Here is a 20528-nt window from a genome sequence, read left to right as displayed (position 1 = left end):
GCCTGTCCGGGCTGGGAGGATGTCCCGTGTGACAGGAACGCTGGTACTCGCAGGGACCCCCATCGGTGACATCGCGGACGCCCCGCCCCGGCTCGCCACCGAACTGGAGAGCGCGGACATCGTGGCCGCCGAGGACACCCGGAGGCTGCGCGGCCTCACCCGGGCGCTCGGCATCCACACCACGGGCCGGGTCGTCTCGTACTTCGAGGGCAACGAGTCCGCCCGTACGCCCGAGCTGGTCGAGGCGCTGGTCGGCGGCGCGCGGGTGCTGCTCGTGACCGACGCGGGCATGCCGTCCGTCTCGGACCCCGGCTACCGGCTCGTCGCCGCCGCCGTCGAGCAGGACATCAGGGTGACGGCCGTCCCCGGCCCGTCCGCCGTGCTCACCGCGCTCGCCCTCTCCGGCCTCCCCGTGGACCGCTTCTGCTTCGAGGGCTTCCTGCCGAGGAAGGCCGGCGAGCGGCTGGGACGCCTCCGCGAGGTCGCGGACGAGCGGAGGACGCTCGTGTACTTCGAGGCCCCGCACCGGCTCGACGACACCCTCGCCGCGATGGCCGAGGTCTTCGGCGCCGAGCGCCGGGCCGCAGTCTGCCGCGAGCTGACCAAGACGTACGAGGAGGTCAAGCGCGGCCCGCTGGCCGAGCTCGCCGCCTGGGCCGCCGAGGGCGTACGGGGCGAGATCACCGTCGTCGTCGAGGGCGCCCCGGAGACCGGCCCCGCCGAGCTCGACGCGGAGGAGCTGGTGCGCAGGGTGCGGGTGCGCGAGGAGGCGGGGGAGCGCCGCAAGGAGGCGATCGCCGCCGTCGCGGCCGAGGCGGGACTTCCCAAGCGGGAGGTGTTCGATGCCGTGGTCGCGGCAAAGAATGCGGACGCGTCAGGCTCTGGAAAGGGTAAAGAGCTAATCTGAAAGGCAAAGCCGAAACCGGCGCCGGGACTCTTCCCGGGGCGCTTGGCAAGGGAAGAGCCAAAAGCCTTCCATGGTTCCTCCCCCGCTGATGCGCTCGGGCCCGAAAAGGCGTCCACTGATCAGTGGAGAGGAGCTGGCATGAGCGAGATCACCGGCACCGGCATATCCGTCGGCCATGAGGCGTACGCCTTCGCCTGCATGCGCTGTGGATACGGCTGGGAGCAGGCGTACGACATCGAGCACCACGTCGACGCCGCCGGCCAGGAATTCGTCGTCTACAAGGCCGACGGAGAGCGGGTACCGTCCCCGCTGTCCAGCCCCACCTGCATGAACTGCGGCGGCCACGTCGTCCGCATCATGCGCGCGGGGCAGGTGTCGTCGGTGCTCGACCTGATCGCCGCGACCGAGAAGCACCACCACGGGGCGCGGGCGACGAAGCCCGTCGGGCCGGCCGGACCCATCGGCCAGGAACTGACCGAGGACACTCCCGAGAAGCCGCCGGTACCGCACCACTGGCACCTGTCGGACCTCTTCCACCCCTTCCGGCGTCACCAGTAGGCCACGCGGAGGCACTCGTGGTCCTCGTACGATCGGGGCCATGAGTGCCAAGGACGCCCCGCCGCCGCTGCCCGAACCCCTCCTCGTGGAGGTCGCGGACTCGCACACCCACATGGACCTGCAGTCCGGGACCGTCGAGGAGGCCCTGGTCAAGGCCGCCGCCGTCGGCGTGACCACGGTCGTCCAGGTCGGCTGCGACGTGAAGGGCTCGCAGTGGGCCGCCGAGACGGCCGCCGCCCACGAGAACGTGCACGCGGCCGTCGCGCTGCACCCCAACGAGGCTCCGCGGATCGTCCTCGGGGACCCCGACGGGTGGTCCCGCCAGGGCGCCCGTCAGGGCGGGGGCGACGCGGCCCTCGACGACGCCCTCGACGAGATCGACCGGCTCGCCGCCCTGCCGCACGTCCGCGGGGTCGGCGAGACCGGCCTCGACTTCTTCCGCACCGGGCCCGAGGGCATCGCCGCGCAGGAGCGTTCCTTCCGCGCCCACATCGAGATCGCCAAGCGGCACGGCAAGGCCCTCGTCATCCACGACCGGGAGGCCCACGCCGACGTGCTGCGCGTCCTGGACGAGGAGGGCGCGCCCGAGCGGACCGTCTTCCACTGCTACTCCGGCGACGCCGCCATGGCCGAGATCTGCGCCGCCAAGGGCTACTACATGTCCTTCGCCGGCAACGTCACCTTCAAGAACGCCCAGCCGCTGCGCGACGCCCTCGCGATCGCCCCGCTGGAGTTGGTCCTCGTCGAGACCGACGCCCCCTTCCTCACCCCCGCGCCCTTCCGGGGCCGCCCGAACGCCCCGTACCTGATCCCGGTCACCGTCCGGGCCATGGCGGAGGTCCGCGGCATCGGGGAGAACGAGCTGGCCGGGGCGATCGCCGTGAACACGGCCCGCGCCTTCGACTACTGATCCATAACGATTACGTTTCGTGGTCGAGTCGTTCGGATGAGTAACCGGGGCCGGGGCTAGGGTCCCGGCCTCGTGAGCACTTCCCAGGGCAGTCACCGAGCCGGACGGCGGGCGGCGGGCGCCACCCTGCCCCTGCACGAGCAGCCGACGATGGCGGCGCCCCTCGTCGTCCCCGCCGTCGTCCCCGTCCCCGGGCAGGGCTCCCGGGCCGGGGACCGGCGCGCCGCCCGCCGCCGCAAGGCACCCGGCGGTACGGGCGACGGGCTGCGCAAGCTCCTCCCGCAGGCCCTCGTCGTCGCCTTCCTGGCCGGCGGCACCAGCGCCTTCGTCGCCGACGACAAGGCCGTCGAGCTCACCGTCGACGGCGTCCCGCGCACCCTCCACACCTTCGCCGACGACGTCGCCGAGCTCCTCGCCGACGAGGGCGTCGCCGTCGGCGAGCACGACATCGTCGCCCCCGGCCCCACCCAGGCCCTGGCCGACGGCGACGACATCGTCGTCCGGTACGGGCGGCCGGTCTCCCTCACCGTCGACGGACACCGCCGCCAGGTGTGGACGACCGCCGGGACCGTCGAGGGGGCGCTGCGCCAGCTCGGGGTCCGCGCGGAGGGCGCCTACCTCTCGGCCTCCCGCGGCGCCGTGATCTCCCGCCAGGGCCTCGCCCTCGACGTCCGCACCGAGCGGGCCGTCACCTTCCTGGCCGACGGGCGCGAGCGGACCGTCCGCACGAACGCCGCCACCGTCCGGGAGGCCCTCGCCGAGGCCGGGATCACGCTCTCCGGACAGGACACCACCTCCGTGCCGGCCGGCTCCTTCCCCCGCGACGGCCAGACCGTGAACGTGCTGCGCATCACCGGCTCCCGGCAGGTGCGGGAGGAGTCCGTCCCGTACGCCGTCGAGCAGGTCCGCGACCCCGCGCTCTTCGCCGGCACCGAGGTCGTCGAACGGCAGGGCGCCCCGGGCGTCCGCCGCGTCACGTACAGCCTGCGCACGGTCAACGGCGTCAGGCAGCGGCCCCGCAGGACCGGCGAGGAGATCGTCCGCGAACCCGTCAGCCGCAAGGTGCGGATCGGCACCCGGCCGCTGCCCTCATCCGTCGCCGGCGCCGACGGCCTCGACTGGGGCGCGCTCGCCGCCTGCGAGTCCGGCGGCCGCCCGAACGCGGTCGACCCCTCGGGGACGTACGGCGGGCTCTACCAGTTCGACCCCGGCACCTGGCACGCCCTCGGCGGCACCGGCACCGCCCAGAACGCGCCCGCCGCCGAGCAGACGTTCCGCGCGAAGAAGCTGTACGTGCAGCGGGGCGCGAGCCCCTGGCCCCACTGCGGCCGCCGGCTGTACCGATGAGCCCCGGGCCGCACCGGCGAGCGCGAGGCCGGACCGGGCGGCGCCGTGCCGACGGGTCCGCCGCCGGGCGGGCCGTGCCGGTGAGCCGTAGGTCGGCCGTACCGGGGCCCCGTACGCTGTACCGGTGAGCACCACCACCGGCCCCGAAAGCCCCGACGCCCTCCTCGGCCCCGCCGACATCCGTGAGCTGGCCGCCGCCCTCGGCGTGCGCCCCACGAAGCAGAAGGGCCAGAACTTCGTCATCGACGCCAACACCGTCCGGCGGATCGTCCGCACGGCCGAGGTGCGGCCCGAGGACGTGGTCGTGGAGGTGGGCCCCGGGCTCGGCTCCCTCACCCTGGCCCTCCTGGAGGCCGCCGACCGCGTGACGGCCGTCGAGATCGACGACATCCTCGCCGCCGCCCTCCCGGCCACCATCGCCGCCCGCATGCCGCAGAAGAAGGACCGCTTCGCGCTCGTCCACTCCGACGCGATGCACGTCGAGGAGCTGCCGGGCCCGCCGCCCACCGCGCTCGTCGCGAACCTGCCGTACAACGTGGCCGTGCCCGTCCTGCTCCACATGCTGGAGCGGTTCCCGACCATCGAGCGGACCCTCGTCATGGTCCAGGCCGAGGTCGCCGACCGGCTCGCCGCCAAGCCCGGGAACAAGGTGTACGGGGTCCCCTCCGTCAAGGCCAACTGGTACGCGGAGGTCAAGCGCGCCGGGGCCATCGGCCGCAACGTCTTCTGGCCCGCGCCGAACGTCGACTCCGGCCTCGTCTCCCTCGTCCGCCGCACCGAACCCCTTCCGACCACCGCGAGCCGCCAGGAGGTCTTCGCGGTCGTCGACGCGGCCTTCGCGCAGCGCCGCAAGACCCTGCGCGCGGCCCTCGCGACCTGGGCGGGCTCGCCCGCGGCCGCGGAGGAGGCCCTCGTGAAGGCCGGGATCTCGCCGCAGGCGCGGGGCGAGTCGCTGACGGTGGAGGAGTTCGCGCGGATCGCGGAGGCGAAGAAGCAGTGAGCGTGACCGTACGGGTTCCCGCCAAGGTCAACGTGCAGCTCGCCGTCGGCGCGGCCCGCCCCGACGGCTTCCACGACCTGGCGAACGTCTTCCTCGCCGTCTCCCTCCACGACGAGGTCACCGCCACCCCCGCCGACGGGCTGACGGTCACCTGCGAGGGCCCGGACGCCGACAAGGTGCCGCTGGACCGCACCAACCTGGCCGCGCGCGCCGCCGAGCTGCTCGCCGCCCGGCACGGCATCGCCCCCGACGTGCACCTGCACATCCAGAAGGACATCCCGGTCGCCGGCGGCATGGCCGGCGGCAGCGCGGACGGCGCGGGCGCGCTGCTCGCGTGCGATGCGCTCTGGGGCCTGAACACGCCCCGTGACGTGCTCCTGGAGATCTGCGCGGAGCTCGGCTCCGACGTGCCGTTCAGCCTCGTCGGCGGGGCGGCGCTCGGCACCGGGCGCGGCGAGAAGCTGACGGAGCTGCCGGTCGGCGGCACCTTCCACTGGGTGTTCGCCGTCGCCGACGGCGGGCTCTCGACCCCCGTGGTGTTCGGCGAGTTCGACCGCCTCGCGGAGGGCGTGGACATCCCCGAACCGGCCGCGTCGCCGGCCCTCCTGGAGGCCCTGGCGACCGGCGACACCACCGCTCTCGCCGCCACCCTCGCCAACGACCTCCAGGCCCCGGCGCTCTCCCTGCGCCCCTCGCTCGCCGCGACCCTGACGGCCGGCACGGACGCGGGCGCCCTCGCGGCCCTGGTCTCCGGCTCGGGCCCGACGACGGCGTTCCTGGTGAAGGACGCGGAGACGGCGGCCGCGGTCGCCGCCGCCCTCACCGCCTCGGGCACCTGCCGCACGGCCCGGGTGGCGACGTCGCCGGTCCCGGGCGCGGTCGTCCTGGGCTAGCTAGAGCTTGTTCCTGGAGATCCGGGCCAGGAGGAGGTTCGGGTCCGGGGTCTCGGTGGCGGGGTCGAAGAAGTAGGCCGCGCTGGGGACGTAGACCGTCTTGGCGCGGACCGCCACCGAGGTCGGGTTGTCGAGGCCGTCCGTCTCGGTGAGCACCGTCCTGTGGCTGCCGTCCGGGCGTACGAGCTCCAGCAGGCTGCTCGTGTTCAGCGCGGCGAGGGCCGTGTCGCCGTGGCCGGTGAAGGCGAAGTCGTCGATCCCGTCGAGCCCGGTCGCCCTGGTCTCGACCGGGCCGGCGGTCCGGTCCTGCCCGAACGGGATGCGCAGCAGGGTGCCCTGGGCCGTGTTGGACACCCAGACGGCGCCGTCGTGGAGCTTGAGGCCGTTGGCGCCGAAGGGGAGGTCCGCGGACGGCGCGAGAGCCGCCCCCGAGGCCCACACCGTGGGGTCTCCGTCGTCCACCGGGATGCGCCACACCTCGCCGCGGGCCGAATCGGCGGCGTAGATCGTGCCGCACTTCTCGTCGAGGGCGATGCCGTTGGGGAACGCGTCGGCCGGCAGCTGGGCGATCTGCTCCGGCGCGCCGCCGCCGCCGGCGATGCGCCAGATGCCGGTCTCCTCCGTGCCGGTGGCGTAGGCGACGTACAGGGTGCCGTCGTGGGCGCGCGCGATGCCCGTGACGATCGCCGCGCCGATGTTCGGGGTCTGCGGGTTCGCGACCTCGGGCAGCGTGGCGAGGACCTTCGGGACGCCGCCGTGCTTGCCGACCCGGACGACCTGCCGGGCGAAGGCGAAGGTCAGGTCGGCGGAGCCGTCGGGTTCGAGGGCGATGTTCTCGGGGGTCTGTCCGGTGGCGAAGTCGAAGTGGGCGACGACGCGGGGGTCGGACACGGTCGGGTCGCCGGCCGACGCCGGGCCGGCGGCGAGCAGGGCGAGGGCCGCGGTGGCGACGGCGACGGCGGCCAGGCGTGGGCGTCTCGACATGGACTTCTCCTCGGGGGTGCGGGTGACCTGAGGAGAGGCTCGCGGTTCGCCGGCCGGGGAGCGCGGCAGCCGTGGCCGGGAGGTCGCCCACGTGGCCGACGCCATGGGGCCGGTTGGCAGCGCGTGGCGCGGGGCGGGGTGCCGAGCCGCCGGGAGCCCGTACTCAGCCCTCGGTCTGAGTATCCGCGCCCTGACGGCGGACCGGGCGGTCGCGGGACCGTACCCGTATGGGATTCAGCGCTCGCGAACTCGCCGCCGCCACACCCGCCTCGCGCGACCGCTACGTCGACCTGCTCCGGGTCGCCTCGCTCGCGGTCGTCGTCCTCGGCCACTGGCTGATGGCGGCCGTCACCGCCGACGGGCGGGTCGGGAACCTGCTCGCCGTCGTGCCGGAGCTCCAGGTGGTGACCTGGGCGTTCCAGGTGATGCCGGTGTTCTTCTTCGTCGGCGGCTTCTCGCACGCCCTCGCCCACCGCTCCCGCCCCCGGTACGCGGCCTTCCTGCGGGCCCGGCTCCAGCGGCTGCTGCGGCCGACGATGGTGTTCGTCGGGGTGTGGGGCGCGGCCGCGCTGGTGCTCCAGCTGTCCGGCGCCGACGGGGGCCTCACCGGGGTCGCGCTGCGGCTCGTCACGCAGCCGCTGTGGTTCATCGGGATCTACCTCGCGATGGTGGCCTTCACGCCGCCGCTGCTGCGGCTGCACGAGCGGTGGGGCTGGGGCGCGTTCGGCGCGCTCGCCGGCGGCGCGGTCGCGGTGGACGTGCTGCGGTTCGCGGTGGACGTTCCCTTCGTGGAGTTCCTGAACTTCGCGTTCGTGTGGCTCGCCGTCCACCAGCTCGGCTTCCTCCGCGCCGACGGCATGATCCGCCGCCCGGCCCTGCTCGCCGCCGCGGGCCTCGTCGGCGCGACCGCGCTGGTCGCCCTCGGGCCGTACCCCCTGTCGATGGTCGGAATGCCCGGGGAGAAGGTGTCGAACATGGCCCCGCCGACCCTCGCCCTGCTCTGCCACGGGCTGTGGCTGGTCGGCGCGGTCGAGCTGCTGAGGGGCCCGGGGGCGCGGCTCGTCGCCCGCGCCGGGGTGTGGCGGACGGTGGTCGCCGCCAACGGGATCGCGATGACGGCGTTCCTGTGGCACCTGACGGCCATGCTGGGCGTGTACGGGGCGCTGCTCGGTCTCGGCGTGGAGCTCCCGGCCCCGGCCACGGCGGCCTGGTGGGCGCAGGTCCCGCTGCGGTTCGCGGCGGCGGCCGTGCTCACGGCCCTGCTCGTCGCCGTCTTCCGCCGCTTCGAGGCCCCGGTCCCGGCCGCCCCGGCGACCGACGCGGGCGGCCCCCTCGCCGCCCTCGGCATCACCCTCGCCCTCTTCGGCGTGCTGGGCCTGTCCCTGACGGGCTTCGGCGGCCTCCTCGACGGCCACGCGGCGACGCTGATCGCCGTCCCGGTCACGGCCCCGGCGGCCGTCGGCCTGGCCTTGGCGGGCTGGCTGCTCGTGGAGCGGGCGGGGCGGGGCTCCGGGGCCTGACGGCGGGCGCCGGGGGCGGTCCGCGCGGCGACGTACCCTTGGACGTCGATCGATCCCCCGTACAGGAGTGAACGTGGCCGTCAACCTGGTCAATGTCGAGGCCGTCAGCAAGGTGTACGGCACCCGTGCCCTGCTCGACGGGGTCTCGCTCGGCGTCTCCGAGGGGGACCGGATCGGGGTCGTCGGACGCAACGGCGACGGCAAGACCACCCTCATCCGGATGCTCGCCAAGCTGGAGGAGGCCGACACCGGCCGCGTCACCCACAGCGGCGGGCTCCGCCTCGGGGTGCTCACCCAGCACGACTCCCTCGACCCGAAGGCCACCATCCGGCACGAGGTCATCGGTGTCATGGCGGACCACGAGTGGGCGGGCAGCGCCAAGATCCGCGACGTGCTCATCGGACTCTTCGGCGGGCTGGACCTGCCCGGTTTCGAGCAGGGCCTCGACACGGTCATCGGCCCGCTCTCCGGCGGCGAGCGGCGGCGCATCGCGCTCGCCAAGCTCCTCATCGACGACCAGGACCTGATCGTCCTCGACGAGCCCACCAACCACCTCGACGTCGAGGGCATCGCCTGGCTCGCCGGCCATCTCCAGAGCCGCCGCTCGGCGCTCGTCTGCGTCACCCACGACCGCTGGTTCCTCGACCAGGTCTGCACCCGCATGTGGGACGTGCAGCGCGGTGACGTGCACGAGTACGAGGGCGGCTACTCCGACTACGTCTTCGCCCGCGCCGAGCGCGAGCGGATCGCGGCCACGGAGGAGGCCAAGCGGCAGAACCTGATGCGCAAGGAGCTGGCCTGGCTGCGGCGCGGCGCCCCCGCCCGCACCTCCAAGCCGCGCTACCGCATCGAGGCCGCGAACGAGCTGATCGCCGACGTGCCGCCGCCGCGCGACACCAGCGAGCTGATGAAGTTCGCCAACGCCCGGCTCGGCAAGACGGTCTTCGACCTGGAGGACGTGAGCATCACCGCCGGCCCCAAGGAGCTGCTCAAGCACCTCACCTGGCAGCTCGGGCCCGGCGACCGCATCGGCCTCGTCGGCGTCAACGGCGCGGGCAAGACCTCACTCCTGCGGGCACTCGCCGAGGCGGCCGTCACCCAGGGCGAGAAGCAGCCGGCCGCAGGGAAGATCGTCGTCGGCAAGACCGTCCGGCTCGCCTACCTCTCGCAGGACGTCACCGAACTCCCCGCCACGCTGCGCGTCCTGGAGGCCGTCCAGCAGATCCGCGACCGGGTCGACCTCGGCAAGGGCCGCGAGATGACGGCCGGGCAGCTCTGCGAGCAGTTCGGCTTCTCCAAGGAGAAGCAGTGGACGCCGGTCGGTGACCTCTCCGGCGGTGAGCGCCGCCGCCTGCAGCTGCTGCGCCTGCTGATGGACGAGCCGAACGTCCTCTTCCTCGACGAGCCCACCAACGACCTCGACATCGAGACCCTGACGCAGCTGGAGGACCTCCTCGACGGCTGGCCGGGCTCCATGGTCGTCATCTCCCACGACCGGTTCTTCATCGAGCGCACCACGGACCGGACGTTCGCGCTGCTCGGCGACAGGACCCTGCGGATGCTGCCGCGCGGCATCGACGAGTACCTGGAGCGGCGCCGGAAGATGATCGAGGCGTCGGTCCCGGCGCCCGCCGCCGCGCCCGCGCAGCAGAAGCCGGGCGTCTCCGCCGCGGACGCCCGCGCGGCCAAGAAGGAGCTGCAGAAGGTCGAGCGTCAGCTCGACAGGCTCTCCGACAAGGAGACGAAGCTGCACGCGCAGATCGCCGACAACGCCACCGATTTCGAGAAGGTGGCGAAGCTCGACGCGGAGCTCCGGGAACTCGCGGGGGAGCGGGAGGAGTTGGAGATGCGCTGGCTGGAGCTGGCCGAGGACGCGTAGCCGCACTTCGCATCCGCGACGCATAACGAGGGCATCACAGGCCGGTCCTCCCTTGGGTACAAGGGGCGGACCGGTCGCTTTTGCGCCATCGCGTGAGTGGTAGAAAGAAAACCCGTTCACGTCAAGGGGGAACCGCTGATGACCCAGCCGCCCAGCAACCAGCCGCCGGGGGGCTTCGGAGCCCCGCAGGACCCGAACCAGGGGCCGGGCCAGGGCACGCCGCCCGTCCCGCCGGTCCCGCCGCAGGCACCGCAGACCCCGCCCGCCCCGCAGTCCCCGCCGCCGGCCGCGCCGGGACCGTACGGACAGCCGACGCAGCCGGGGTACGGATACCCGCAGCAGCCGGGTCAGGCCCCGCAGCCCGGTCCGTACGGCCAGCCGGGTCAGCCCGGTCCGTACGGGCAGCCGGCGCCGCAGCCGTACGGCTACCCGCAGCAGGGCCAGCCCGGCCAGGCGCCGCAGCCCGGCCCGTACGGTCAGCAGCAGAACCCCTACGGCGGTTACCCGACCCAGCCCGTGTACCAGGGCGCCCCCACCCCGCCCCAGACCCCCGGCGGCGGCGGTCCGTTCAAGGGCCGGACCGGTGTCGTCGCGGCCGTGGCCGCCGCGGCCGTCCTGGTCGCCGCCGTCACGACCTGGGCCGTCGTCGGCGGGGACGACGAGAAGGACCCGGTCGCGCAGCCCACCGCCACGGCCACCTCCACCGGCGCCCCCAAGCCCACCGAGTCGGTGGACCAGGGCGACGGCACGGGCGACGGCGACAACGGCGAGGAGGACCTCAACGCGGGCCGCCAGACCGGCGAGGCGAAGGTCAACTGGCTGCTGAAGAACGACGTCGACCTGCCCCGCAACGGCTCCGACGTCTTCGGCCCGTGGATCGTCGGCGACACCGTCGTCAAGGCGATGTACAAGGGCGTCGACGGCTACGGCCTGGGCGACGGCAAGCGCAAGTGGCACGTCGACCTGCCGTTCGAGCTGTGCGCGGTCCCGCCGGAGCCCGCCGCCGACGGCACCATGGTCTTCGGGTACGCCGAGAACGCCAAGGACGGCGCCAAGTGCACCCAGCTCCAGAAGGTCGACCTCAAGACGGGCAAGACCGGCTGGAAGAAGGCCGTCCCGAAGGCCACGGGCCTCTTCGCCTTCTCCGACAACACCCTGGCCATCAGCGGCAACACGGTCACCGCCGCAGGCTCCAGCAGCGCGTACGGCTTCTCCCTCGCCGACGGCCACCAGCTCTTCAAGAGCCCCGACAGCGGCTGCAAGCCCTTCGCCTACGCGGGCGGCAGCAAGCTGATCGCCGCCATGGACTGCCCCTCGGGCAGCACCACCAAGAAGATCCAGGCGGTCGGCCAGGTCGACCCCAACACCGGCAAGCCCAAGTTCACCTTCCAGCTGGAGGCGAACTGGGAGGTCGACAAGGTCTACTCGGTCGACCCGCTGGTCGTCTCGGCCACCCAGCGCGACCAGAAGAAGTGGTCCGTCTTCGCGCTGAACGCCAACGGCAAGCTCCGCTCGCAGATCCAGGGCGGCAACGACAAGTTCGCGCCCTCGTGCGGCGGCAGCTTCGTCATCTTCGGCAAGAACCTCTCGGGCTGCACGGGTGTCGCGGCCGACGCGAACACCTTCTACATGGCCACGGAGACCGGCTACGGCAAGGGCAACGAGGTCGTCGCCTTCGACCTGAACACCGGCAAGGCCAAGTGGCGCTCCAAGGCCCCCGGCGACCAGCCGATGACGCCGCTGCGCATGGAGGGCGGGCAGGTCCTGCTGTACGTGGACCCGTCGTACGACAAGGGCGGCGCCGTCGCCACCCTCGCCCCGACCGGCGGCGCGCCGAAGATCCTGCTCCAGCACCCGGCCTCGACCGCCGGGATCGAGAGCAACTTCTACGACGCGAGCTTCGCCTACGGCAGCGGCACCTTCGTGGTGGCGAGCGGACGTGTGTCGGCGTCCAACGACAAGGACGAGATGCAGGTCAAGACGATGATGGCCTTCAGCAAGTGAGGTACACGGACCGATGACGCAGCCACCCCCGCCGCCGCCGAACCAACCCCCGGACCCGCAGGGCGGCTTCGGCGCCCCGACGCCCCCGCCGCCGCAGCAGCAGCCGGGCTACGGCTACCCGCAGCAGGCGCCCCAGCCCGATCCGGGCTACGGCTACCCGCAGCAGCCCCCGGCGTACGGCTACCCCACCGCGCCCCAGGAGCAGCCGCAGCAGCCCCAGCAGTACGGGGGCTACCCGCAGCAGCCGGGCCAGCCTCCGTACGGCTACCCGACCCAGCCGCAGCAGCCGCAGTACGGCGGCTACCAGCAGCCCACCCCGCCCCCGGCCCCCGGCGGCGGCAAGAAGCTGTCGGCGCAGCTCCAGATCGTCATCGCGGCGGCCGTCGCCGTGGTCCTGATCATCGGCGGCGGCATCTGGTACGCCAACTCCGGCGGCGATGACGGGGGCCACGAGGCCAAGGGCACGGGCGGCACCTCGCAGGGCACCGGCGGCGGCGGGACCACCGGCGGCAACGGGCTCGGCGGCGGCGGCAAGGAGAAGGCCCCGGCGGACACCCGGGCCAAGATGGCCTTCCAGGTGCCGGAGCCGAAGGTCGCGGACCTGACCGACGTGACCGGCTCCTGGATCACCGACAAGGCGTTCGTGAAGCCGGGCGTGAACTCGCTCGTCGGCTACGACCCGGACAAGGGCACCGTCCTGTGGACGCTGCCGCTGACCGGCCAGGTCTGCGGCGCCTCGCGCCACATCACCGCGGACAACAAGGCGCCGATCCTCTTCGAGGCCACCAAGCGGGTGGGGCCGCGCTACTACCAGCCGTGCACCGAGGTCGGCGTGGTCGACCTGAACACCGGCAAGCTGCTGTGGTCGACCTCGGTCACCGGCGGCAGCGCCGGCGACCAGAAGGTGCGGTTCAGCGAGGTCACGCTCAGCGGGGCGACCGTCGCGGCCGGCGGCACCGACGGCGGCGCCGCCTTCGACCTCGCCAACGGCAATCCGCGCTGGAAGCCGCAGGCCAACGACCAGAACTGCTACGACATGGGGTACGGCGGCGGGGAGGGCCTCGTCGCGGTCCGCAAGTGCGGGCAGTACGACAACCCGAACGTGCTGATCCAGAACCTCAACCCGATGACGGGCGCCCCGATCTCGCAGTACAAGATGCCGTCCGGCGCGAAGTACGCCTCGGTCGTCTCCACCAAGCCGCTGGTCGTCGCGGCCGACGTCGGCGACACCGCCGGTGACGGCAGCGGCATCTCGGACTTCTTCTCCATCGACGAGAAGACCGGGAAGCTGAAGGCGAAGATCACGGCGGACGCGGACCAGTACGCGGCCCGCTGCCGCGCGACCGAGGTCGAGTCCTGCACCCAGGCGCTCGTCGGCAACGGCCGGCTGTACGTGCCGACCGAGGAGCACGAGGGCAGCACCGGCGAGTACGGCGACGAGACCAACGAGGTCATCGCCTTCGACCTGGCCACCGGGCGCACGGTGCCGGAGAAGGCCGACGCGGGCGACAAGTACACCCTGGTCCCGCTCCGCATGGACGGCGGCAACCTCATCGCCTACAAGGCCCCGCCGTACGACAAGGGCGGGCGGATCGTGTCGATCGACGGAGGCACGATGAAGGAGACGCTGCTCCTGGAGAACCCGGCGGACAAGTCGATCCACAACGCCGAGTCGAGCTTCAGCCTCAACGGCGCCGAACTCCTCTACCGGGACGGCCGGTTCTTCATCTCGGCGACCATGGTCAGCAAGCCGCGGCCGAACCCCTCGTCCAGCGACATCAAGGAGTACCTGATCGTCTCCTTCTCCGTCGGGCACTGACGACCCGCCAGACGGCCGTGGGCCCCTCCGGTGATCCGGAGGGGCCCACGCGCATGTCGGCGGCCGGGGCGGGGGAGCGTGTAGCTTGCCGGGTCAGGCCGCCGGGGCGTCCGGCCGGCCAGGAGGGGGGATGACCGGGATGGGCGTACGCCTCGTGGTGGTGGACGATCACCGCCTGCTCGCGGAGGCGCTCGCCTCGGCGCTGAAGCTGCGCGGGCACCGGGTGCTCGCGGCGGCCGCGCCGGTGGCGGGGGCGGCGGAGCTGGTGGTGGGCCGGGCGCCGGAGGTCTGCCTCCTGGGCACGGCGACGCCGGACGCGCCGGGGACCTTCGACCCGGTCGTACGGATCAAGCGGGAGCGGCCGCAGGTGGCCGTCGTGGTGCTCGGCCCGGTGCCGTCGCCGCGCGGGATCGCGGCGGCGTTCGCGGCCGGGGCCTCGGGGTACGTCCGGCACGACGAGCGCATCGAGGGCGTCGAGCGGGCCCTGGTGAAGGCGCGGGCGGGGGAGCCGGCGGTGGCGCCGCAGCTGCTCCAGGGGGCCTTCGCCGAGCTGCTGCATCCCTCGGCGCAGCCGGACGACGAGGCGCAGCGGCTGCTCCGGCTGCTGACGCAGCGGGAGGTGGAGGTCCTGGTGCGGGTCGCGGAGGGCGAGGACACCCGGCTGATCGCGGCGGGGATGGGGATCGCGCCGAGCACGGCGCGGACGCACGTGCAGCGGGTCCTGATGAAGCTGGGGGTCGGTTCCCGCCTCGAGGCGGCGGCGCTCGCGGCGCGCACGGGGCTGCTCGACCGGGCGGTGCCGGCACCCCGCGGGTCCTCCTGAGGGTTTCTCCCGTACCCCCTTCGGGGTGACATCGGCGGGCCCCGGTGCGCGGGGTCCGCTTCACCATTGACGGGGATGTTCGAATGTGATTCTTTGTGCGTGGTTATGTTTGGTCCCGTCGGAGGGCACCCCCGTGAAGAAGACCGTCACCACGCTCGCCGACGGGCGCGAGCTGATCTACTACGACACGCGCGACGACACCGTCCGCGCCGCCGTCGACCCCCGCCCGCTCACCCCCGTCGTCTCCCGCTCCGAGATCCGCCACGACGAGCTCACCGGCGACCCCGTCGCCATCGCCTCGCACCGGCAGGCCCGCACCTACCACCCGCCGGCCGACGCCTGCCCGCTCTGCCCCGCCAAGGACGGCCACGAGAGCGAGATCCCCGAGGAGAGCTACGAGGTGGCGGTCTTCGAGAACCGCTTCCCCTCCCTCTCCGGCGGCGTCGGCCGCTGCGAGGTCGTCTGCTTCACCGACGACCACACGGACTCCTTCGCCGACCTCACCGAGGAGCGGGCCCGGCTCGTCCTCGACGCCTGGACCGACCGCACCGCCGAACTCTCCGCCCTGCCCGGCGTCGAGCAGGTCTACTGCTTCGAGAACCGCGGAGCGGAGATCGGCGTCACCCTGCCCCACGCGCACGGCCAGGTCTACGCCTTCCCGTACGTCACGCCCCGGACGGCCGCCATGCGCCGCCGCGCGGACGAGCACCGCGCGGCGACCGGACGGAACCTCTTCGACGACCTCGTCGCCCGGGAGCGGGCCGACGGCGAACGGGTGGTCCTGGAGACCGGGCACTGGATCGCCTTCGTGCCGTACGCCGCCCACTGGCCGTACGAGGTCCACCTCCACCCCAGGCGCCGGGTGCCCGACCTGCTCGCCCTCGACGAGGGGGCCCGCGCGGAGTTCGCACAGGTCTACCTGGAACTCTTGAGGCGCTTCGACCGGATCTTCGGCCCGGACGAGCCGCCGACGCCCTACATCGCCGCCTGGCACCAGGCGCCCTTCACCGACGGACGGCGCGAGGACTTCGGACTGCACCTGGAGCTTTTCACCGTCCGACGGGCCTCTGGCAAGCTGAAGTTCCTCGCGGGCACCGAGTCCGGCATGGGCGCGTTCATGAACGACGTCCGGCCCGAGGACGCGGCCCGACGACTCCGAGAGGTGGCGAGCAAGTGACCACGACAGCGAAGAAGTACCTGGTGACCGGAGGTGCCGGGTACGTGGGCAGCGTGGTCGCCGCCCACCTCCTGGAGCGGGGCCACCGGGTCACCGTCCTCGACGACCTCTCCACCGGCTTCGCCGAAGCCGTCCCGGCGGGCGCCGAGTTCATCGAGGGCCGCATCCAGGACGCCGCGCAGTGGCTGGACGGCTCCTACGACGGCGTCCTGCACTTCGCCGCCTTCTCCCAGGTCGGCGAGTCCGTCGCCAGGCCCGAGAAGTACTGGGAGAACAACGTCGGCGGCACCATGGCCCTGCTCGCCGCCATGCGGTCGGCCGGCGTCCGCAAGCTGGTCTTCTCCTCCACCGCCGCCACCTACGGCGAGCCGGAGACCGTGCCGATCACCGAGACCGCGCCCACCGCGCCCACCAGCCCGTACGGGGCGAGCAAGCTGGCCGTCGACCACATGATCGGCGGGGAGTGCGCCGCCCACGGCCTGGCCGCCGTCTCGCTGCGGTACTTCAACGTGGCCGGGGCGCACGGCCCGCTCGGCGAGCGCCACGAGCCCGAGTCCCACCTGATCCCGCTCGTCCTCCAGGTCGCCCTCGGCCGGCGCGAGGCGATCTCCGTGTACGGCGAGGACTACCCGACCCCGGACGGCACCTGCGTCCGCGACTACATCCACGTCGCCGACCTCGCCGAGGCTCACCTCCTCGCCCTCGACGCGATGACCGCGGACACCGTCCCGGCCGGCGAGCACCTGATCTGCAACCTGGGCAACGGCAACGGCTTCTCCGTCCGCGAGGTCGTCGAGACCGTCCGCAAGGTCACCGGCCACCCGATCCCGGAGATCACCGCCCCGCGCCGCCCCGGCGACCCCGCCGTCCTCGTCGCCTCCGCCGAGGCCGCCCGCGAGCGGCTCGGCTGGACGCCGTCCCGCCCCGACCTCGCGGACGTCGTCGCCGACGCCTGGACCTTCGCCCGCCTCCGCCGGGAGGAGGGCGCATGAGCCTCGCCGCCGACTTCGAGACGCTGTACGGCGCCGCGCCCGACGGCCTCTGGGCCGCCCCCGGGCGGGTCAACCTCATCGGGGAGTACACCGACTTCAACGACGGCTTCGTGCTGCCGCTCGCGCTGCCGCACACCACCGTCGCCGCCGTCTCCCGCCGCGACGACGGCGTCCTGCGCCTGCACTCCGCCGACATCGACGGCGGGATCGTCCAGCTGGACGTCGCGGGCCTGGAGCCGCTCTCCGGCGGCGGCTGGGCGGCCTACCCGGCCGGCGTGGTCTGGGCGCTGCGGGAGGCCGGACACCCGGTCGCCGGGGCCGACGTCCACCTCACCTCGACCGTGCCGACCGGCGCCGGGCTGTCCTCCTCGGCGGCCCTGGAGGTCGTCACCGCGCTAGCCCTGAACGACCTGTTCGGGCTCGGGCTCTCCCGCCCCGAGCTCGCCCGCCTCGCCCAGCGCGCCGAGAACGCCTTCGTCGGCGTGCCCTGCGGGGTCATGGACCAGATGGCCTCCGCCTGCGCCGAGGAGGGGCACGCCCTCCACCTGGACACCCGGGACCTCTCGTACCGCCAGGTCCCCTTCGACCTGGCGCAGGAGGGGCTCCGGCTGCTCGTCGTCGACACCCGCGTGAAGCACGCGCTCGGAGACGGCGCGTACGCCGAGCGGCGCGCCGGGTGCGAAGCGGGTGCGCGGGCGCTCGGCGTACGCACCCTGCGCGAAGTGAGCGCCGCACATCTACCGGAAGCGCTCGCACGGCTGAACGACGAGACGATTCTGCGGTACGTGCGGCACGTCGTCTCCGACAACGCGCGCGTGGAGCGGACCGTCGCGCTGCTCGACGCCGGCGCCACCCGCGCGGTCGGCGCGGTCCTCACCGAGGGCCACGCCTCCCTCCGGGACGACCTGCGGGTCTCCTGCCCGGAGCTGGACCTCGTCGTCGAGGCGGCGAACGCGGCCGGGGCGCTCGGCGCCCGGATGACCGGCGGCGGCTTCGGCGGCTCCGCCGTCGTCCTCGTGGAGACCGGGCGGGCGGAGGAGGTGTCCGCCGCCGTCGGGAAGGCCTTCGCCGAGGCCGGGTACGCGGCCCCGGGAATCTTCCCGGCCGTCCCCTCGGCGGGCGCGCGCCGCCTCTGAACGACTCTCCCGGACCACCGCTCGCGATCACACGACTTCGGACAGTTCCGCGAATCGGCCCCCACCGCGGCGCCCCGCCCCTACTCTGAGGGGCAGCGCCGGTGGGGGCCGGTGCTGTTCAGGGGGCGAGGCCCGTCGGGTACGGCGCCAGGAGCTGGGGTAGCAGTCAACGCACGGCGGCGGCCGTGTCCTCGACGGACCCGCCTCCGGCGCCGTACCCGCGTCGGTCCGTTCCTCGACACTATGGGAGTGTCCGTGGCACGCATCCGCGTCCTGGTGGTGGACGACCACCGCATCTTCGCCGAATCGCTGGCCGCCGCCCTCGCGGCGGAGCCCGACGTCGACGTCGCCGCCGCCGGCAGCGGCCCGGCGGCCCTGCGCTGCCTGGAGCGCGGCGCGGCGGAGGGCCGCCGGTTCGACGTGCTGCTCGTCGACGCCGAGCTGGGCGCGGCCCCTGCCGGAGCGGCCGCGGCCCGCCCGGTGCCGGTCGACGCCGAGGGCGCCGTGGACGGGATCTCGCTGGTCATGGGCGTGCGACGGGCGCAGCCCGCGCTCCGCACGGTCGTCCTCGCGGAGAAGGACGACCCGCGCCGGGCCGCGCTCGCGCTCCAGGCCGGGGCCTCCGGCTGGGTCGCGAAGGACTGCTCGTTGCAGCGGCTGCTCGCGGTGGTCCGGGGCGTGCTGCGGGACGAGACGCATCTGCCGCCCGCGCTGCTCACGGGTGTCCTGCGGGAGCTGACGGAGGCGCGCAGGCACCGGACGGACAGCGAGCGGCTCGTGGAGTCGCTGACCCCGCGCGAGCGGGAGGTGCTGCGCTGCATGGTCGCGGGCCTGGGCCGCAAGGCGGTCGCCGAGCGCCTCTTCCTCTCCCCGCACACCGTCCGGACGCACATGCAGAACGTGCTCGGGAAGCTGGGCGTCCACTCGACGCTCGCGGCGGTCGCGCTGGCCCGCCGGGCGGGCGTGGGCCCCGCGGAGCCGGTGCTACCCGGGGATGTTGTCGAACGGGGCGGTCAGCCGGCGTAGCAGCGCGGCCAGTTCGCCGCGCTGGGCCCGGGAGAGCTGGGCCAGGATGGCGCGCTCCTGGGCGAGGAGTCCGGCGAGCGCCTCGTCGGCGCGGTCGCGGCCCTCGGGGGTGAGCCGGACCAGGACCCCGCGCCGGTCGCTGGGGTCGGGGAGCCGCTCGACGAGGCCCTTCTTGGCGAGCCGGTCGATGCGGTTGGTCATGGTGCCGGAGGTGACCAGGGTCTGGGTGAGGAGCTGGCCGGGGGAGAGCTGGTACGGCGCTCCGGCGCGGCGCAGGGAGGTGAGGACGTCGAACTCCCAGGGCTCCAGCTGGTGCTCGGAGAAGGCGAGCCGACGGGCGCGGTCGAGGTGGCGGGCGAGCCGCGAGACACGGCTGAGCACCTCGAGCGGTTCCACGTCGAGGTCGGGGCGCTCGCGGCGCCATGCTGCGACCAGTCGGTCGACCTCGTCCTCCATGACGATCAGTGTAAAGGGTCTGTTGACATAAAGTCTCTTGTGTTCGAGTTTCTTGATGTCGAGTATCTTGGAGTCAAGATATATTTCCCTGGACTATGGGGAAGGGACCCCGCCGGAACTCCGTTCCGCTTCGGCAACTCGTGCCAGCAAGGGGGCTTCGAACATGCATTCCGTGGACACCGCCGCACCAACCTGGGATCCACAGCAGTACCTCCGACACTCCGGCCACCGCACCCGCCCGTTCCTCGATCTCCTCGCCCGAATACCGCAGCTGCCCGCCCAGCGGCGACCCGCCCGCATCGCCGACCTCGGCTGCGGACCCGGCAACGTGACGGTCCTCCTCGCCGACCGGTGGACCGACGCGCACATCACCGGGTTCGACCTCTCGCCGGAGATGCTGGAGCGCGCCGAGAAGGACTGGGCGGGCACCACCCGGGGCGGCGGCTGGCTCGACTTCCGGCCCGCCGACGCCGCCCACTGGACCCCCGACGAGCCCTACGACCTGATCGTCTCCAACGCCGCCCTCCAGTGGGTCCCCAACCACCCCGAGTCCTTCGCCGCCTGGATCGACGGCCTCCACCCCGGCGGCACCCTGGCCTTCCAGGTCCCCGGCAACTTCACCTCGCCCAGCCACGCCCTGCTCGGCGAGCTCTGCGAGACCCCCGAGTGGCGGGCCCGCCTCGGTGACCAGGGCCGCCGCTACGTCCACGTCCTCGACACCGCCGACTACCTCACCCGCCTCGCCGACCTCGGCTGCGAGACGGACGTCTGGGAGACCACGTACTGCCAGCTGCTCCAGGGGGAGGACCCCGTCCTGGACTGGGTCAAGGGCACCGCGCTGCGGCCCGTCCTCACCACCCTGGGCGACGACCGGGAGGCGGTCGACGCCTTCCTCGCCCAGTACCGCCTGCTCCTGCGCGAGGCCTACCCGCCCGGCCCGCACGGCACGGTCTTCCCGTTCCGCCGGATCTTCGCCGTCGCCCGCAAGAAACTCTGAAGGGGGTGGACAGGCTGGAATCCCACTAGAAGTGAGCACGAATGGAGAAGTGCCGCGTCGGTGGATTTCCCTAGCATGCAAATACAAGATCCCGACCACA

The 20528-nt window shown here is 73.4% G+C and carries 18 protein-coding genes; 16 read left to right on the top strand and 2 right to left on the bottom strand.

From position 1 onward, the window contains the following. The first annotated feature begins 19 nt into the window (after positions 1 to 19). The 6 genes from rsmI (at position 20) to ABZ318_RS29055 (ending at position 5615) form a co-directional block, all read left to right on the top strand. A complete protein-coding gene (gene rsmI / locus ABZ318_RS29080) occupies positions 20 to 907 on the top strand; it encodes a 16S rRNA (cytidine(1402)-2'-O)-methyltransferase (protein ID WP_356905426.1) in 888 nt (295 codons plus the stop codon). A gap of 138 nt (positions 908 to 1045) precedes the next feature. After that, entirely contained in the window at positions 1046 to 1465 is a 420-nt protein-coding gene (locus tag ABZ318_RS29075) for a hypothetical protein (protein ID WP_356905425.1), read from the top strand. Positions 1466 to 1505: 40 nt separating this feature from the next. Beyond that, the gene (locus ABZ318_RS29070) at positions 1506 to 2375 is read left to right on the top strand and encodes a TatD family hydrolase (protein WP_356905424.1); all 870 of its coding nucleotides are present in this window, start codon (positions 1506 to 1508) and stop codon (positions 2373 to 2375) included. 150 nt (positions 2376 to 2525) lie between these two features. Then, positions 2526 to 3722 (top strand): ubiquitin-like domain-containing protein, encoded by a 1197-nt coding sequence (locus ABZ318_RS29065; RefSeq protein ID WP_356905432.1) that lies wholly within the window; start codon positions 2526 to 2528, stop codon positions 3720 to 3722. 124 nt (positions 3723 to 3846) lie between these two features. Further along, positions 3847 to 4722 (top strand): 16S rRNA (adenine(1518)-N(6)/adenine(1519)-N(6))-dimethyltransferase RsmA, encoded by an 876-nt coding sequence (gene rsmA, locus ABZ318_RS29060; protein WP_356905423.1) that lies wholly within the window; start codon positions 3847 to 3849, stop codon positions 4720 to 4722. Continuing rightward, a complete protein-coding gene (locus ABZ318_RS29055) occupies positions 4719 to 5615 on the top strand; it encodes a 4-(cytidine 5'-diphospho)-2-C-methyl-D-erythritol kinase (RefSeq protein ID WP_356905422.1) in 897 nt (298 codons plus the stop codon). Before rsmA ends, ABZ318_RS29055 begins: the two co-directional genes overlap by 4 nt. Here ABZ318_RS29055 and ABZ318_RS29050 read toward each other — a convergent pair whose 3' ends face one another. Beyond that, positions 5616 to 6599 carry a hypothetical protein gene (locus ABZ318_RS29050; protein ID WP_356905421.1) on the bottom strand — a complete coding sequence of 328 codons (984 nt, stop codon included), beginning with the start codon at positions 6597 to 6599 and terminating at the stop codon, positions 5616 to 5618. Between the two features lie 227 nt (positions 6600 to 6826). On the opposite strand from ABZ318_RS29050, the gene ABZ318_RS29045 reads away from it, so the two are divergent. The 9 genes from ABZ318_RS29045 to ABZ318_RS29005 all read left to right on the top strand — a co-directional run bounded on the left by ABZ318_RS29045 (position 6827) and on the right by ABZ318_RS29005 (position 18975). After that, entirely contained in the window at positions 6827 to 8119 is a 1293-nt protein-coding gene (locus ABZ318_RS29045) for an acyltransferase (protein ID WP_356905420.1), read from the top strand. Between the two features lie 73 nt (positions 8120 to 8192). Next, positions 8193 to 9998 (top strand): ABC-F family ATP-binding cassette domain-containing protein, encoded by a 1806-nt coding sequence (locus ABZ318_RS29040; protein WP_356905419.1) that lies wholly within the window; start codon positions 8193 to 8195, stop codon positions 9996 to 9998. Positions 9999 to 10136: 138 nt separating this feature from the next. Next, entirely contained in the window at positions 10137 to 12002 is a 1866-nt protein-coding gene (locus tag ABZ318_RS29035; protein ID WP_356905418.1) for a PQQ-binding-like beta-propeller repeat protein, read from the top strand. Between the two features lie 13 nt (positions 12003 to 12015). After that, the gene (locus tag ABZ318_RS29030; RefSeq protein WP_356905417.1) at positions 12016 to 13821 is read left to right on the top strand and encodes a PQQ-binding-like beta-propeller repeat protein; all 1806 of its coding nucleotides are present in this window, start codon (positions 12016 to 12018) and stop codon (positions 13819 to 13821) included. Positions 13822 to 13960: 139 nt separating this feature from the next. Beyond that, positions 13961 to 14644 carry a LuxR C-terminal-related transcriptional regulator gene (locus ABZ318_RS29025; protein WP_190158996.1) on the top strand — a complete coding sequence of 228 codons (684 nt, stop codon included), beginning with the start codon at positions 13961 to 13963 and terminating at the stop codon, positions 14642 to 14644. Positions 14645 to 14777: 133 nt separating this feature from the next. Further along, positions 14778 to 15821 carry a galactose-1-phosphate uridylyltransferase gene (gene galT / locus ABZ318_RS29020; RefSeq protein WP_356905416.1) on the top strand — a complete coding sequence of 348 codons (1044 nt, stop codon included), beginning with the start codon at positions 14778 to 14780 and terminating at the stop codon, positions 15819 to 15821. Continuing rightward, entirely contained in the window at positions 15818 to 16813 is a 996-nt protein-coding gene (gene galE, locus ABZ318_RS29015) for a UDP-glucose 4-epimerase GalE (RefSeq protein WP_356905415.1), read from the top strand. Before galT ends, galE begins: the two co-directional genes overlap by 4 nt. Next, a complete protein-coding gene (gene galK / locus ABZ318_RS29010; RefSeq protein ID WP_356905414.1) occupies positions 16810 to 17949 on the top strand; it encodes a galactokinase in 1140 nt (379 codons plus the stop codon). Before galE ends, galK begins: the two co-directional genes overlap by 4 nt. Positions 17950 to 18192: 243 nt before the next feature. Continuing rightward, positions 18193 to 18975, top strand: coding sequence for a response regulator transcription factor (locus ABZ318_RS29005; RefSeq protein WP_356905413.1), 783 nt, complete (start codon positions 18193 to 18195; stop codon positions 18973 to 18975). On the opposite strand, the gene ABZ318_RS29000 is transcribed toward ABZ318_RS29005, so the two are convergent. Continuing rightward, positions 18934 to 19431 carry a MarR family transcriptional regulator gene (locus tag ABZ318_RS29000; RefSeq protein WP_356905412.1) on the bottom strand — a complete coding sequence of 166 codons (498 nt, stop codon included), beginning with the start codon at positions 19429 to 19431 and terminating at the stop codon, positions 18934 to 18936. The genes ABZ318_RS29005 and ABZ318_RS29000 overlap by 42 nt on opposite strands. A 163-nt stretch (positions 19432 to 19594) precedes the next feature. On the opposite strand from ABZ318_RS29000, the gene ABZ318_RS28995 reads away from it, so the two are divergent. Continuing rightward, the gene (locus tag ABZ318_RS28995) at positions 19595 to 20428 is read left to right on the top strand and encodes a trans-aconitate 2-methyltransferase (RefSeq protein WP_356905411.1); all 834 of its coding nucleotides are present in this window, start codon (positions 19595 to 19597) and stop codon (positions 20426 to 20428) included. Positions 20429 to 20528 lie beyond the last annotated feature (100 nt).

Source organism: Streptomyces sp. NPDC006197 (assembly GCF_040613865.1).
Taxonomy (GTDB): Bacteria; Actinomycetota; Actinomycetes; order Streptomycetales; family Streptomycetaceae; genus Streptomyces.
This window is presented reverse-complemented; position numbering and strand designations above follow the sequence as displayed.

What these genes read in the sequence shown, in the direction of transcription:
- rsmI (WP_356905426.1), top strand. Translation starts at nt 20, where the DNA reads ATGTCCCGTGTGACAGGAACGCTGGTACTCGCAGGGACCCCCATCGGT.
- ABZ318_RS29075 (WP_356905425.1), top strand. Translation starts at nt 1,046, where the DNA reads ATGAGCGAGATCACCGGCACCGGCATATCCGTCGGCCATGAGGCGTAC.
- ABZ318_RS29070 (WP_356905424.1), top strand. Translation starts at nt 1,506, where the DNA reads ATGAGTGCCAAGGACGCCCCGCCGCCGCTGCCCGAACCCCTCCTCGTG.
- ABZ318_RS29065 (WP_356905432.1), top strand. Translation starts at nt 2,526, where the DNA reads ATGGCGGCGCCCCTCGTCGTCCCCGCCGTCGTCCCCGTCCCCGGGCAG.
- ABZ318_RS29050 (WP_356905421.1), bottom strand. Translation starts at nt 6,599, where the DNA reads ATGTCGAGACGCCCACGCCTGGCCGCCGTCGCCGTCGCCACCGCGGCC.
- ABZ318_RS29045 (WP_356905420.1), top strand. Translation starts at nt 6,827, where the DNA reads ATGGGATTCAGCGCTCGCGAACTCGCCGCCGCCACACCCGCCTCGCGC.
- ABZ318_RS29035 (WP_356905418.1), top strand. Translation starts at nt 10,137, where the DNA reads ATGACCCAGCCGCCCAGCAACCAGCCGCCGGGGGGCTTCGGAGCCCCG.
- ABZ318_RS29030 (WP_356905417.1), top strand. Translation starts at nt 12,016, where the DNA reads ATGACGCAGCCACCCCCGCCGCCGCCGAACCAACCCCCGGACCCGCAG.
- ABZ318_RS29025 (WP_190158996.1), top strand. Translation starts at nt 13,961, where the DNA reads ATGGGCGTACGCCTCGTGGTGGTGGACGATCACCGCCTGCTCGCGGAG.
- galK (WP_356905414.1), top strand. Translation starts at nt 16,810, where the DNA reads ATGAGCCTCGCCGCCGACTTCGAGACGCTGTACGGCGCCGCGCCCGAC.
- ABZ318_RS29005 (WP_356905413.1), top strand. Translation starts at nt 18,193, where the DNA reads ATGGGAGTGTCCGTGGCACGCATCCGCGTCCTGGTGGTGGACGACCAC.
- ABZ318_RS29000 (WP_356905412.1), bottom strand. Translation starts at nt 19,431, where the DNA reads ATGGAGGACGAGGTCGACCGACTGGTCGCAGCATGGCGCCGCGAGCGC.
- ABZ318_RS28995 (WP_356905411.1), top strand. Translation starts at nt 19,595, where the DNA reads ATGCATTCCGTGGACACCGCCGCACCAACCTGGGATCCACAGCAGTAC.